Source organism: Synechococcus sp. PCC 7502 (genome assembly GCF_000317085.1).
Taxonomy (GTDB): domain Bacteria; phylum Cyanobacteriota; class Cyanobacteriia; order Pseudanabaenales; family Pseudanabaenaceae; genus PCC-7502.
In genome coordinates this window covers 2972578-2986081 of record NC_019702.1, presented here as the reverse complement: position 1 = coordinate 2986081, position 13504 = coordinate 2972578, and the positions used below count along the sequence as shown (strand labels likewise).

Annotated in this window: 14 protein-coding genes and 1 other RNA gene; 7 read left to right on the top strand and 8 right to left on the bottom strand. The window is 40.3% G+C overall.

Annotated features, from left to right (window positions below; translation table 11 throughout):
* The first annotated feature begins 77 nt into the window (after positions 1-77).
* Positions 78-1856 carry an ABC transporter ATP-binding protein gene (locus SYN7502_RS14915; protein ID WP_015169596.1) on the top strand — a complete coding sequence of 593 codons (1779 nt, stop codon included), beginning with the start codon at positions 78-80 and terminating at the stop codon, positions 1854-1856.
* On the opposite strand, the gene SYN7502_RS14910 is transcribed toward SYN7502_RS14915, so the two are convergent.
* A complete protein-coding gene (locus tag SYN7502_RS14910) occupies positions 1853-2449 on the bottom strand; it encodes a Uma2 family endonuclease (protein ID WP_015169595.1) in 597 nt (198 codons plus the stop codon). The genes SYN7502_RS14915 and SYN7502_RS14910 overlap by 4 nt on opposite strands.
* Before the next feature lie 223 nt (positions 2450-2672).
* On the opposite strand from SYN7502_RS14910, the gene SYN7502_RS14905 reads away from it, so the two are divergent.
* Positions 2673-3620 (top strand): branched-chain amino acid ABC transporter permease, encoded by a 948-nt coding sequence (locus SYN7502_RS14905; protein ID WP_015169594.1) that lies wholly within the window; start codon positions 2673-2675, stop codon positions 3618-3620.
* On the opposite strand, the gene SYN7502_RS14900 is transcribed toward SYN7502_RS14905, so the two are convergent.
* The 5 genes from SYN7502_RS14900 to SYN7502_RS14880 form a co-directional block, all read right to left on the bottom strand.
* Positions 3607-4743, bottom strand: coding sequence for a citrate synthase (locus SYN7502_RS14900; protein WP_015169593.1), 1137 nt, complete (start codon positions 4741-4743; stop codon positions 3607-3609). The two genes, SYN7502_RS14905 and SYN7502_RS14900, sit on opposite strands and share 14 nt — an antisense overlap.
* A 165-nt stretch (positions 4744-4908) precedes the next feature.
* On the bottom strand, positions 4909-5049 hold the full coding sequence (locus SYN7502_RS14895; protein WP_015169592.1) for a photosystem II protein Y: 141 nt from the start codon (positions 5047-5049) through the stop codon (positions 4909-4911).
* Between the two features lie 169 nt (positions 5050-5218).
* On the bottom strand, positions 5219-5620 hold the full coding sequence (locus SYN7502_RS14890; protein WP_015169591.1) for a fasciclin domain-containing protein: 402 nt from the start codon (positions 5618-5620) through the stop codon (positions 5219-5221).
* 182 nt (positions 5621-5802) lie between these two features.
* A complete protein-coding gene (locus SYN7502_RS14885) occupies positions 5803-7056 on the bottom strand; it encodes an MFS transporter (protein ID WP_015169590.1) in 1254 nt (417 codons plus the stop codon).
* A gap of 55 nt (positions 7057-7111) precedes the next feature.
* Entirely contained in the window at positions 7112-8647 is a 1536-nt protein-coding gene (locus tag SYN7502_RS14880; protein ID WP_015169589.1) for a DEAD/DEAH box helicase, read from the bottom strand.
* 464 nt (positions 8648-9111) lie between these two features.
* Here SYN7502_RS14880 and tpiA point away from each other — a divergent pair, with 464 nt between their 5' ends.
* Positions 9112-9861 carry a triose-phosphate isomerase gene (gene tpiA, locus SYN7502_RS14875; protein ID WP_015169588.1) on the top strand — a complete coding sequence of 250 codons (750 nt, stop codon included), beginning with the start codon at positions 9112-9114 and terminating at the stop codon, positions 9859-9861.
* A gap of 32 nt (positions 9862-9893) precedes the next feature.
* On the top strand, positions 9894-10682 hold the full coding sequence (locus SYN7502_RS14870) for a hypothetical protein (RefSeq protein WP_015169587.1): 789 nt from the start codon (positions 9894-9896) through the stop codon (positions 10680-10682).
* 24 nt (positions 10683-10706) lie between these two features.
* On the opposite strand, the gene SYN7502_RS14865 is transcribed toward SYN7502_RS14870, so the two are convergent.
* Positions 10707-11018, bottom strand: coding sequence for a DUF2499 domain-containing protein (locus SYN7502_RS14865; protein ID WP_015169586.1), 312 nt, complete (start codon positions 11016-11018; stop codon positions 10707-10709).
* 43 nt (positions 11019-11061) lie between these two features.
* Positions 11062-11454: a transfer-messenger RNA gene (gene ssrA / locus SYN7502_RS18650) on the bottom strand.
* A 672-nt stretch (positions 11455-12126) separates the two neighbouring features.
* On the opposite strand from ssrA, the gene SYN7502_RS14860 reads away from it, so the two are divergent.
* From SYN7502_RS14860 to SYN7502_RS14850, 3 genes are all read left to right on the top strand, one after another.
* Positions 12127-12504 (top strand): hypothetical protein, encoded by a 378-nt coding sequence (locus SYN7502_RS14860; RefSeq protein ID WP_081581039.1) that lies wholly within the window; start codon positions 12127-12129, stop codon positions 12502-12504.
* Between the two features lie 156 nt (positions 12505-12660).
* On the top strand, positions 12661-12972 hold the full coding sequence (locus SYN7502_RS14855; protein ID WP_015168135.1) for a transposase: 312 nt from the start codon (positions 12661-12663) through the stop codon (positions 12970-12972).
* Positions 12926-13396: a transposase gene (locus SYN7502_RS14850; protein ID WP_371257767.1), complete on the top strand. Its 471-nt coding sequence runs from the start codon at positions 12926-12928 to the stop codon at positions 13394-13396. The genes SYN7502_RS14855 and SYN7502_RS14850 overlap by 47 nt, the downstream gene beginning before the upstream one ends.
* The last annotated feature ends 108 nt before the right edge of the window (positions 13397-13504 follow it).

The following is a 13504-nucleotide window of genomic DNA, read 5'->3' as shown; positions in this document are numbered from 1 at the left end:
TATTTCCTACTCTAAATCTAGGGTTTTCTAACTGTAGAATGATAGAACTAACTTAAATTAATGCAGAAACCTCATAAATGCGATCGCAGTCACATCCCCTCCAACGCCTCATTAACTACAGTCATGCCTATAATGGCTTAATTCAAAAGGCGATCGCTTGTTCCATTCTCAATAAAATTTTTGATTTAGCCCCACCACTTTTAATTGGTGCTGCCGTTGATGTGGTCGTCCAAAAGCAAGATTCCCTCATTGCCCATTGGGGATTTACCACAGTTTATGCCCAGTTAGTATTTCTGTCGATCTCCAGTGCCATTATTTGGGCTTTAGAGTCTCTATTTGAGTATGCCTATGCCCGTATATGGCGGAATTTGGCGCAGAATATCGAACATAATCTCAGGCTTGATGCCTATGGACACCTACAGGAATTAGAACTTGCCTATTTTGAGGAACGTAGCACTGGGGGCTTGATGTCTATTCTCAGTGATGACATTAATCAATTAGAAAGATTCTTAGACGTAGGTGCTAATGAAGTTTTGCAAGTTTTGACTACGGTAATTATTATTGGTGGCATATTTTTCTACCTAACACCCGGAGTGGCGTGGCTAGCAATGTTACCTATGCCCTTTATTTTATGGGGTTCGATCGCCTTTCAAAAACGTCTAGCTCCTCGGTATGCGGCAGTGCGGGAAAAAGTCGGATTGCTGAATGGACAGTTATCCAATAATCTTAGCGGTATAACCACAATTAAAAGCTTTGCAACGGAAGCTTACGAACTAGGTAGAATTGGGGCAGAAAGCGAAAAATATCGTCAAAGTAATCGTCATGCGATCGCCCTATCGGCGGCATACGTCCCATTAATTCGGATTTTAATATTTATCGGATTTATTGCCATACTACTCTTGGGCGGCATTGAAGCAGATGCAGGTAGGCTCTCTCTTGGTAATTATAGTTTGATGGTGTTTTTAACCCAACGTTTGCTATGGCCCCTAACTCGACTGGGCGATACCCTCGATCAATACCAACGGGCAATGGCTTCCACAAATCGGGTAATGGATTTACTAGATACGCCTCTAGCGATCGCCTCTGGAGAAATTAAGCTCACGGATAAAGGGCAGGTAAAAGGTGAAATTATTCTTAACGATGTCACCTTTAGCTATAAAGATCGGCAGCCTGCGGTGAGGAACTTATCATTAATAGTACCTGCGGGAAAAACCATTGCGATCGTGGGGGCAACAGGATCGGGTAAAAGCACTCTCGTTAAATTACTCTTACGTCTATACGAAATCAATGCTGGCACAATTACCCTAGATGGGATTGACATTCGGGACTTGGAATTAAAAGATTTGCGCTCTTGCATTGGCTGGGTGAGTCAAGATGTATTTCTCTTTCATGGCACTGTGGCTGAAAATATTTCCTACGGGAGCTTTGATGCGACGACAGATCAGATTATTAATGCTGCTCAAATTGCCGAAGCGGATGAATTTATTAATCAACTCCCCCAAGGCTATGACACGATTGTAGGGGAACGAGGACAAAAGCTTTCTGGTGGACAACGACAAAGAATTGCGATCGCCCGTGCCGTCCTCAGAAATCCCCCAATCTTAATCCTAGATGAAGCCACCAGTGCTGTGGATAATGAAACTGAAGCTGCCATTCAAAAATCCTTAGAACGCATAACTGTTAACCGTACCACCATTGCAATCGCCCACCGCTTATCTACAGTTCGCAATGCTCATTGTATCTATGTCATGGATTACGGACAGATTGTGGAAAAAGGTACCCATGAAGAATTACTAGAACATCATGAAGGTATTTATGCAGGACTATGGCGGGTGCAAACAGGGGTCAAAATTTAAAGCAACCCACCTAGAGAAATAAGAGCGATCGCCTGCCCCCTTAAATTCAGGCTTACCGATTCAGCTTCATTAAAAACTTGGCAATGCAAATATTCCGATTCTGATGGGTTTGTATATACTTCCAATTGCCTATCTTCTAAATTCAAAATCCAATAAGTGGCAATTCCTGCACCTGCATAAATTCTGTGCTTTAGGGTACGATCTCTTTCTAGCGTACTACTAGATACTTCAACAACTAGTTCCAAATCACTAGCAGTGGGATGGCGATCACGATAATCTAATCTTTGTCCCCGCACTATGGTTAAATCTGGCTCAGGTTCACTATCTTTTAGGGTAATTGGCTCTTGCAAGTTAAGGTGATAGTTAGCAGGAAGGATTGCTAATAGAGCGTCTTGAAGTAGTCCTGTAGAAAAACGATGTTGAGGATTTTTAGGCATTTTGGCAATTAGTACCCCTTCTAATAACTCGATCTGATCTTCTTCCGTCAGAATTCCGCTAGTAATCATCGAGTGATACTGGGTTACACTCAGTCGCCAAATTGGTTCTGTAGTAATAGCAATGGGGCTTAGATTCCTGTCAGCGATCGCTACCATACTTCTAGTTGAGGTATATGTTTTAGGTGTATTTTATAGCTGTAGTATAGCTCAAGAAATCTCAAAGGATAGAGACCTGAAAACATCAGAAAAGATGCCTTTAAATACAAAATCACCAAACCTTGTAATTATTCCAAATGTAATGATCCCGATAGGGTAGGAAGAAAAAGAAGATTACTGATAATCTAATGTTGAAGCTAGGACATTTTGAAGAGGAGTAACCATGTTTTTTTTTAATAGCTATGGATTCCTATTGGTCTCAATGCTGTTGGGAGCATTACTGGGAATGTCCGTATATTTACCTCTAATGACGGGGCAGTTATCTTTAGCCTCACCGGGATTTTATGCCCTAGGTGGTTATGTTGCGGCGATTATGTCAACTAAGGTTATTCCTGCCGATAAGTTTTCAATTTGGCTTTTATTTGCGGAAATTAGTATAACTACGATCGCCTGCGGACTATTAGCAATTTTATTAGGATTCCCAGTTTTACGCTTACGGGGCATATATTTAGCGATCGCCACCATTGCTTTTGTGGAAATTCTGCGAGTCCTATCTTTAAACTTAGAGATTACGGGCGGAGCAGTTGGTATTTTTGGTATTCCCCAGCCCTTTGGTTCCCAAATTGGTTATTTATGGATTGTGGTACCGCTATTGGTAGTATCGATGATTTTGCTTTATCGCATTGAAGTTACCAAACTGGGCAGGGTGTGGCGTGGGATCAGAGAAGATGAACTAGCAGCAGGGGCGATCGGGATTAACTCCACTAACCATAAAGTTTTGGCATTTACCATCGGTGCAGTTTTAGCAGGTATAGTTGGGGTCATTAGTGCTCATTTCCTAAATACATGGAATGCCCGCCAAGGAACCTTTGATGCCAGCATTACCTACCTAGCTTTTGTTTTAGCAGGAGGTTCTCGCACCTTCATTGGTCCTGTGGTTGGAGGTATAGCTCTAACCGCATTACCCGAAGTACTCAGGGCGATCGCTAATATTAATGGCTTACCAAAGTTACTATCTCAGTTTTTACAAGATGGCAGGTTAATTATCTTCGGTACCTTGATCGTGTTAGCAACGATATTTTTCCCAAAAGGCTTAATTACTCCAGAACTTTTATCTAAACTTTTAACGATAATCAGAACTAGAGTTTGCAGAATTTCTAGCGATCACTAATGGGAGTGTATTTAACATCATGCAGTCCTGTATAAACCTGTGTTGGTCTAAACAAGCGATTATCTGCCATTTGTTCCTTCCAATGTGCCAACCAGCCGGGAACACGGGCGATCGCAAACACAGGAGTAAATAAATCCACAGGAATATTTAATTTTTTATAAACTAGCCCTGAATAGAAATCCACGTTAGGGAAAATTCCTTTTTCGGAAAATACATCCGCAGCCTGTTTTTCCAATTCTAGGGCGATGTCATAGTAAGGATCATGACCTGTCTGTTCAAATAATTGGTCAACTAACTTCTGCAAAATAATTGCCCTAGGGTCTTTAACTTTATAAATCCGATGTCCAAACCCAGGGACTTTTTGTTTTTTGCTAATTTTCTCTTCTAAATAAGCTTTGACGTTCTTAACAGAGCCAATCTCTTCCAGCATCAGCATCACTTTTTCATTAGCCCCACCATGCAAAGGACCCCCTAAAGTCCCAACCGCAGCAGCTAGTACCACATAGGGATCATTCAAAGTTGAGGCAGTCACTAAAGCACAAAAGGTAGAAGCATTAACTGTATGTTCAGCGTGAAGGGTTAGGCATACATCAAATACCTTAGCAGCCAAAGGATCGGGTTCGATCTCATTGAGCATATACAAAAAATTCGCAGCGTAGCTCAGATCATCTCTAGGAGGTACAGGATCATTACCTTGGCGCATCATGTGAAAGGCGGCAATGATTGTGGGAATTTTGGCGATTAGCCTAATCGTAGCCCCGTAAATATACTCAATATCACGCAAGTCTTTGAGGGGATAAAACATGCCTAAGGCACATACACAAGCTTGGATTACATCCATAGGATGGGCATCATCGGGAAAACATTTAAGCATATCCCTAATCCGATATTTAATTCGGCGGCGGTGCTTAATATTATGCTCAAACTTCTCCAGTTCTTGGTGTTTAGGTAATTCGCCAAAAATTAGGAGATAGCTGGTTTCTAAAAAATTACTATGCTCGCACAGGTCTTCAATGCGGATACCTCTATACTCCAATAGTCCAACTAGTCCATCTACATAACTGATATTAGACTGAGTGGCAGGAACTCCTTCCAGACCTGGTTTATACTCACCAATAGCCATCATCCACTCCTTATCACCTTAACTGCAATTATGAATTTACCATTCTCAGCCTTGATCTAGCAAAGAAAGACCATAAAAAACTGGGATTGCCAAAAAACTTGAACTTTCCCAGTACCGATAACTCAGATTGTATTAACCAAATATTTAACTAAATGTTAGCCAAATCTATTGAAATGGATTATTACCACGATCGCCAAATAGTTTCGCTTCACCCTTAAGCACAGCTTTAGTCATATTGTAGGCTGCCCAAACCACGACTAAACCAATGGGAGCAAGCACGAGAAGAGGTCTTAAATCAGCATCCATAGTAATTAAATATTATTAAAAGTTTATGTAGGTAACTGCATTATCTCATTTCCTAGGGCTTTTACAAGTCTAGATCAAATCTAAATTAAAGCCTAAATTAATTCTTGAAATGCGTAATCAAATTATAAATTATGGGAAGGTCTTGACTTTAATCCAAATATTATCAAAGCTATCCCATCAAGATCACATTATCTATGACGTGAATAATGCCATTATCTGCTTCAATATCCGAGGCAATGACCGTAGCATTTTTGACTTCAAATCCATGGGTTAAGCTAATTTTAATTGGTGAGCCTTCCACAGAGGTTAATTCAGTGACATTCTCTAGGTCTGCGGTTTTCCAACAACCTGACACCACATGAAATTTCAGAATTCTTGTTAATTGAGGAATATTTTGCACCAAAGTCGTAATCGTACCGGGCGGAAGTTTAGCAAAAGCATCATCAGTGGGAGCAAAAACCGTAAATGGTCCAGGTGACTTCAAGACATCGACCAAATTAGCAGCTTTTACCGCCGTAACTAATGTTTTAAATGAATCGTCACTCACTGCAATATCAACAATATCTGCCATAGGTTTTAAATGGATTTCTCATATTATTTTTATATTTATTGACTTTAATCTATCTTGAAGCCTTAAATCATTAGTTATTCCACTGATTAGTAGTTAATAAATCTATGATTAGCCTCATTTGTGCAAACCTAATTTAGGATTGATTTCTGCTGTATTTTGCCTTACTTATTAAAAATCTTCATTCAAAAATCATGTGCTAGTTGCTCTTTCATAAGGCTGTAAGGGTCTTTCCCCAGACTGATCGCAAACAAAAAAGAAGTTTTTAGACTAGAACTAGATTGAGTCATAAAAATTATTAATGCTAAAACTGCCATCCCACTGGCAACCATAAAAGCTCCAGATAAACCAATCACCTTAATTAAACTACCAATAATTGGGCTACAGGATGCCATCCCCAGATCAAATCCTAACCATGCCAAACCAAAGATAAATCCTCTCTCTTTAGGCAATGTGCGATCGCTTAATAAAGTCATAATCGAAGGAATCACAATACCTGAACCAATGCCTTCCAAGATACCTGCACCTAGAACAGCCCACCGAGAATGAACCGTAGCAATTACTAACATTGCCAAAGCATAAAAACATAAACCTATGGAAATAAATACTCCCCGCCCAAAGCGATCACTAATCGTAGAAAGCGGTAGGCGAACCATAAACCCAGATAAAGCCGTAGTCATGTAAAAAATGCCCGCATTCAAAGGAATCTTATATTCTTGGATTGTTAAAGGCAGAAATGAGCTTAAAATTCCAAATACTATACCCACTAATAGCAAAACCATAGCTGGAACCTTAACCCTTGGACTTGCCAAAGTTGACCAGATTCGCAATTTCACTTGTAATCCTTGGGGCCGAATAAAATCGGAGCTTTCACGCAGTCCCAGTGCCGTAACCAATCCGATTGCCGCTAAAGCAGAGGCAGTTATAAACAAGGGGGTGTAACCGAAAGTTTCCTGCATCCATCCCCCCAAAGCTGGTCCTAAGCCAATACCTAAGGGCTGCACTAAACTCATATAACCAATAATTTCGCCCCGATGACTAGGAGGAGCGAGATCGGCAACTAAGGCACTAAAGGCAGTGGCAAAAGCGGCAATACTAATACCATGTAAAGCTCTCAACACCACTAAAATCGGGATTGTCCTAAATGTGGTATAAAAAAGCGGTATCAGCGCTGCAACCGATAACCCAAGCCAAATCATTACCACTCTACCTTTTCGGTCAGCCATCTGCCCCAGATAGGAGCGACAAAACAGTAAACCGATCGCAAAACTACCCATAACTAAGCCAATTTGCGTAGTAGTTCCGCCAAGATATTTGATATATAAAGGCAGGGTGGGAAGTTGAGAAGCCAAACTAGACCAAAACATCAACCCCACTACAAATGCAGAAATGAGTTGATGTCTTAAATCTATGGGAATTTCGCGCAGGGTTTTAAACACTTACTAGATGTTAGGTTCTCTACTGAGCCTTTGAATCTTAGCTTTAGGTTCTAATCTAATGTTTTGTTCTGGCTGGGGTAAAACGTCCAGACTTGTTACCGTAATCACCTTTATTGCGATCGCGATCAAATCTTTCTGGTCTATCAGATTTATCAGAGGGCTTATCAGCACGGTCATAATTATCATAATTACGTCTGCCACTTGTACTGCTGGTACTACGCTTTACGGGCTTACTACCACTAAAGGTAGATTTATCAGCTTGCTTAGACAAGATATTCAGTGCCGCCTGTTCAGATTTTTCAGATTGAATCCGACTATACGCCAATTGTAATGCTGCTGCTGCGATCGCCTGAGGATCATAATCTTCAGAAAGTTGAGATACCAACGGTAGGAAGGAAGCTAATCTTTCTCCAGTTAGAACCTCATGGATTTGCTCTTTAAATCTAGCAATGCGTCGTTCTTGGATTTGGGTAATTGTAGGCATAGGTAGAGCATCCAAGGTTTGCCCAATCATTTTTTCCAAATGGCGCAGTTTATAACGCTCTCTGGCAGAGATAATTGTAATTGCGGTACCAGTGCGTCCTGCTCGTCCCGTGCGCCCAATGCGGTGGACATATCGCTCTAGGTCGTCGGGCATATCCAGATTGATCACATGGGTCAAACTATCAATATCTAATCCTCTAGCGGCAATATCCGTGGCAACTACCCATCTTACTTGTTCGCTGCGGAAACGTCTGAGTAAACCTTCACGCTGAACCTGCGTTAAATTACCGTGATATTCATCAACACTATGTCCTGCATTTTGAAGAATGTCGGTGAGTTTGCTAGCTGCATCTTTTGTCCGCACAAAAATTAGAGCAGAGTGAGGTGCTTCCAGTTCCAAAATTGGTAATAAGGCTTCCTCCTTACTCAGATGGGGTGGCACGATGTAAACTTGTTGTTCAATCCGACTAGGCGCAGAATCATCAGACTCCACCTTGACCAAAACTGGCGATCGCAGATAGTTTTTAACTAACCTTTTTACTGCCGTGGGCATAGTTGCCGAAAAAAATGCAGTTTGGCGTTGCGGAGGCGTGACTGCCAAGATTTTTTCCACATCTTGAATAAAGCCCATGTTTAACATTTCATCAGCTTCATCTAGCACAAACCAAGACAGATGACTAAGATCGAGTCTGCCCCGATCCATGAGGTCAATCACTCGACCAGGAGTACCAACCACAATATGTACACCGCGATCAAGTTGGGAAATTTGGCGATCAATCGCCTGTCCACCGTAAACAGTTAAAATTTTGGCACCGGGCTTAAGATTAAAACTGCGAATAGCTTGGCTGACTTGAATTGCCAGTTCACGGGTGGGCGTTAAAATTAGAGCCTGAAGTTGATTTTGATAAGGGTCAATGCGCTCTAAAATTGGTAGTGAAAAAGCTGCGGTCTTACCAGTTCCAGTTTGTGCCTGACCGAGCATATCTTTGCCTTCAAGCAGGGCGGGGATAGATTGAGATTGAATGGGAGTAGGGGCTGTAAAACCTAATTCAGTTAAAACTTGAATGCGGGCTTCAGAAATACCTAGAGATTGAAAAGAAGAGGGCATGAATGCTCCTAAATAGTGAATTGGCTGTGGTGGTCGCCTTCTTTTGTTCATCTAGTTCCTGACACCAACTCATTCAAAAGCAAACCCGTGAAGGTTATCTTTTATAAAAGCTTTGAGCAAAACCAAAAGAACGCAGAGCCGAAGCTCCGTAATTTATGTAGAATTTACAAACTTATGTACGAAAGCGATCACTAATCATAATACAAGCTTATGTAAAAAAACGTAAAGAATTTAATCAAGATTTTTGCAATTTATTTGAATTTAGCCACTCAAGTTAGCGATTTCTGCACTTTAAATTCACTTAGGGATACTTACTAGCATACTTATCAGCTTTCAATTTACTTATTGATAAAAGATTAATAAATGATTGCCAGAAGCTTAGCTTTAAAATTTTAGTTATTCCAGATAGCTGCTTTGAAATTAAACTAAGTAAACACTTAATTAATGAATTTTAGGATATTACTTTGCGTAGAATTGCGATCGCTGGCAACTGGAAAATGTATAAGACCCAGAGGGAAGCCAAGGAATTTTTCACTGATTTTTTACCCCTAGTGCAGAATCGACTTGAAACCAGTGAGGATCAAGTGCTGATCTGTGCGCCCTATACCAATCTCCCCTTTTTAGTCAGTTTTGTGGCTCATACTCCAGCCAATTTAGCGATCGGAGCTCAAAATGTGCACTGGGCGGATAGTGGAGCATTTACTGGAGAAATTTCTGCTCCCATGTTGGTAGAACTTGGACTCAAATTTGTAATTATCGGACATAGTGAGCGGCGACAATTCTTTGGAGAAACTGATGCCACGGTCAATCAACGGCTTAAGTCTGCTCAAAAACATGGCATTACCCCAATTCTCTGTGTCGGAGAAACTAAACAACAACGGGATCAAAATCAAACTGAAGCTTGTATTTATGCCCAACTAGAGCATGGACTTAAAGATATTGATCAGAATAATCTAATTATTGCCTATGAACCAATTTGGGCGATCGGGACTGGTGATACCTGCGACACAGACGAAGCGAATCGAGTTATAGGCTTAATTCGGAAGCAATTACAAAATCCTAACGTTACGATCCAGTATGGAGGCTCCGTTAAACCTGAAAATATTGATGAGATTATGGCACAACCAGAAATTGATGGAGTTTTAGTTGGCGGAGCTAGTTTAGAACCCGTTAGTTTTGCTAGGATTGTTAACTATACAGCGATCGCGCACTAGCTATTTTCAAGGTAATAGCTCCAGAGGTTTAAATGCAGAAGTCTAATCATCCTAATCATGCTGATAAACCTGCTAGTTTTGGTGCTAATCCCCCTAATCAACCACCAACTAAACTAGAGATTATTAGCTTGACTCCTCCTCAGCTTCAAAATGCGGATTTAGCGGAATCTTTAACTCCAATTCCTGCTCCTAGTGCAACTTTACAGTATCGGGCGATCGGGATTATTTTTGGACAATATTTACCCTCCGTTAGCCATTTTTGTAAGGGTAAGCTTGTGGCGACTGATGGTACAGAAATTGAGGCTGTAGTTCTTGGTAGGGTGATGCCTATTATCCAAAAAAAGTTAATCTCGGGAAAGTCATACCATTGGGTGGTTTACCCTCGCACTGTGAATAAGACAAATCAACTCTATGTGCAGATTTCTGGAGTGTGGGCTCCCAAAGAAACAGGTAAAACCAACTATGATCTTGACCCAAATATTGAAGATGGCTATTTCTCGATTCGGGGTGAAGCTATAGAACAATCTATTTCTAAAAATTATGTGGTTGTCAAAATTAAGCGGAGTAATGCGCTCAAAAAGCTACCCCAAGCACGTTCTAAATTTAAGTTAAAGTTAAAGGGAATCTTGCCTAGTAATGCCCTTGGCTATTTTTGGGATGTAAAAGTTCAACGGGAAAAACATAGCTTAGTTATTACATCGGCAAAGGCGATCGCCGTGATACCTAAAAAAACTCCCAGTAAACCAGTACGCCGACAGGGGACAGGTGCCGTTATAAAACCAAATTCTCCTGTAAAGCCGATTAAACGTGCCAAAAATTAGAATGTCAAAAATTTAGATAAATGCTTAGATAGTCTCAATATTACGAGTCTTGTATAAAAAATACCCAGCGATCGCTAAGGTGCAATTGCCAATTAAAGTAGTAGCTGCCTGTACCGTAACTAACCAATCTAAGTAAATAGAGTTATCAAAAAAATGCCAAGTACAAGCACACATAGCACTGACTAGGGCTGGTACCATACCTAGAGCTAAGCCTTTCCACTCTTTAGCAACCTGTGGCTGCATCTTACTATGATTCCAAATTAACCAGATAGCGATCACCCATTCGAGCACACTAGATATATGAATTATCCAAGTGGGAAGAGATAGGACATTCATTGTTACTCTTGGTTAATCTAACTTATTTGATTTAGTTATAAAAAAGTGGAGCCGGAGGAAGTCGAATCCTCGTCCGTCCTAGCTCATAACGCCCCATTCAGTCACAGGTTTATCCGTTTTAATCCGCACGGAGGGAAATATCTATTTTCCCAGATACTAGGATGCTCTGAAAGTTTCTTAGGTTAACACTCTATCAGAGAAGGGCGTTAACAGCATCAGTTGGGGGTTATCTAAATTTGTTTAACTGAGTCACAAGTTAGAGCTCGAAACAGACCTTTTGAGGGGTGGTTCTTAGGCAGCTACAGGAGCGGCTTTACGAGCGAAGGGTACGATGTTGTTCGCATGTACTTGTTTGAGTCCTTGATTTACGAGAGATGGCTCACTCTCGACCTGCATGAGGTAGTTTCTACTAACACGTCGAAACCGTTGCGGCCCCAAGAGGCTTTATTATAGCAGAATTTTTTTGATGATAACAGCAATTCTCATTGAGTGTTTGAACTATTGCATTGCGTGAATCACAGCCATTTTGTAGAATCTGTTCAACTAGTTGAAAATACTGGAATAAATAGCTGTTGTACAGTTGATTTAGTCCAATATTTTGCTTTAGAAATTATCAATGACAGCAATCAATTTATCTACAGATATTCCATCTAACAGCACAGCAGTTGAACAACTCCATGTCTAGACATCGGTAGGTTTGACAACCTGTAACCCAAAAAAACAGATAGTAGAAGCAGAAAATAATACAGAATTTACTTGTCAATATTTTGTTGCACTTGCCTATGACGATACTACTAGATGTGTTGATCGAATAAGCATATCCGCCGATCCAACTTATGTATCAGACAGGCAAGAGTAAAAATTTCTGGATGTTTGCTCAACCTATATCTGACACTGCCTACGGCAACTGCACATATTTCTTAACAATTGATACAACCTAAGAAGTGAATATACTTAATATAGTTATCATTTCAGCTAGCCTTGAGACGTTTAGTCTTTACTCCGGCCTTACTTTTTTTGGTAGTGCATCAAAGTAATGTAGCATAGCAAAAAATATAAAATGCTTATTGTGTAGTCATCATAAAGTTCATGGACATAATACTTAGGTATGAATGTCCTAAATGCAAAAAAAACATTTGTAGAGACTTTTGACACGATTTACTATCATCGGCATATAGGTGTAGAAAAGATTCATTTAGTCTTGCAAAGCCAAAGTGAAGGAGTAAGCTTGCGTGGAATTGCCCGATTAAGTGGATTAGCATACAACACAATAGTAAGCATCATTAGGCAAGCCTCGCAGAAAGCTCAAAGGATTCATAATCAGGAGGTTAAATCAGTAGTGATGAAATGTGGTCGTTCGTGGAAAAAACAGAAAAACTCCTTACCAACAGAACTTGAGTCACAAGACTGTTGGATTGGGGTAAGCATAGCGGATAATAGTGGATTGATTTTAGCGGTAAGAGTCGGAAAATATACTGATGAGTAAATCGAGGAAATAGTCGTAAGTACTGAAGGTAAAACGGATTACCAGCATTGGAATACAGATGGATGGGGAGGATATGAGAGAGTATTGACAGAAGAAGTAGAGCATTATAGAGCCTGTTTCATATCTATTATGAGCAAGATGTATGATACTTAGAAAATGCTAAATCCATACTCAAGTAGCCTAACAGATAAAGAATGGGAAATTATAGAACCATTGCTCCCAAAGAAAAAGCAAACTAGACCACCAACTTGGACAAAAAGACAAATTTTAGACGGCATACTCTACCAACTTAAAAACGGTTGTAATTGGCGAGATATGCCCCGAGACTTACCACCATTCTCTACAGTGTATCGATACTACAAGGAGTGGAAAGATACAGGTACATTTACTGCGATTATGGAAGCTTTGCATTCAACAGCCCGTGAACAGTCAAAAAAAATCAAAATGGACAACTTTAATCATCATTGACTCACAAGCAGTGAAAAATACTTGTAATGCAAGTATAGAATCCAAGGGCTTCTGCTCCTACAAAGCAACTAACGGGATCAAAAGACATTTAGCAGTTGACATACTGGGATTTCCTTTTTTCACCTATTTAACAAGAGCAAATGTATCAGATGACCAAGGACTGATTGAGATGTTAACGTTTAACATTGATTACTTCAAATCGAAGCCAGATGACATTACCCTAACTACGATATTGCTGGATAGTGGTTATCATATCGAAAAATTGACGACTGATTTACAGAAGGTTTATCCTGAGATTATGACTAAGATTAGGTTTGAAATTTCTCCTAAGGTATCAAAGCAACAGAAGGCAGAAAAAGGTCTGTCTGGGTTTGTAGTTGTGCCGACAAGGTGGGTAATTGGGTTGAAAGATGCAAAATCTTAGTTAAGAACTTTGAGAGAACTCTCGTTAATGCTACAGCTAAACTCAATCTTTGCTTTATTCGTTTGATGCTAAAAAGAATTGCTACTCATGAGATATGAAACAGGCTCT

Bases quoted from the DNA above. Each gene is read 5' to 3' on its own strand.
- SYN7502_RS14915 (WP_015169596.1), top strand. From the start codon at position 78: ATGCGATCGCAGTCACATCCCCTCCAACGCCTCATTAACTACAGTCAT.
- SYN7502_RS14910 (WP_015169595.1), bottom strand. From the start codon at position 2,449: ATGGTAGCGATCGCTGACAGGAATCTAAGCCCCATTGCTATTACTACA.
- SYN7502_RS14905 (WP_015169594.1), top strand. From the start codon at position 2,673: ATGTTTTTTTTTAATAGCTATGGATTCCTATTGGTCTCAATGCTGTTG.
- SYN7502_RS14900 (WP_015169593.1), bottom strand. From the start codon at position 4,743: ATGGCTATTGGTGAGTATAAACCAGGTCTGGAAGGAGTTCCTGCCACT.
- SYN7502_RS14895 (WP_015169592.1), bottom strand. From the start codon at position 5,049: ATGGATGCTGATTTAAGACCTCTTCTCGTGCTTGCTCCCATTGGTTTA.
- SYN7502_RS14890 (WP_015169591.1), bottom strand. From the start codon at position 5,620: ATGGCAGATATTGTTGATATTGCAGTGAGTGACGATTCATTTAAAACA.
- SYN7502_RS14880 (WP_015169589.1), bottom strand. From the start codon at position 8,647: ATGCCCTCTTCTTTTCAATCTCTAGGTATTTCTGAAGCCCGCATTCAA.
- SYN7502_RS14870 (WP_015169587.1), top strand. From the start codon at position 9,894: ATGCAGAAGTCTAATCATCCTAATCATGCTGATAAACCTGCTAGTTTT.
- SYN7502_RS14865 (WP_015169586.1), bottom strand. From the start codon at position 11,018: ATGAATGTCCTATCTCTTCCCACTTGGATAATTCATATATCTAGTGTG.
- SYN7502_RS14860 (WP_081581039.1), top strand. From the start codon at position 12,127: ATGAATGTCCTAAATGCAAAAAAAACATTTGTAGAGACTTTTGACACG.
- SYN7502_RS14855 (WP_015168135.1), top strand. From the start codon at position 12,661: ATGCTAAATCCATACTCAAGTAGCCTAACAGATAAAGAATGGGAAATT.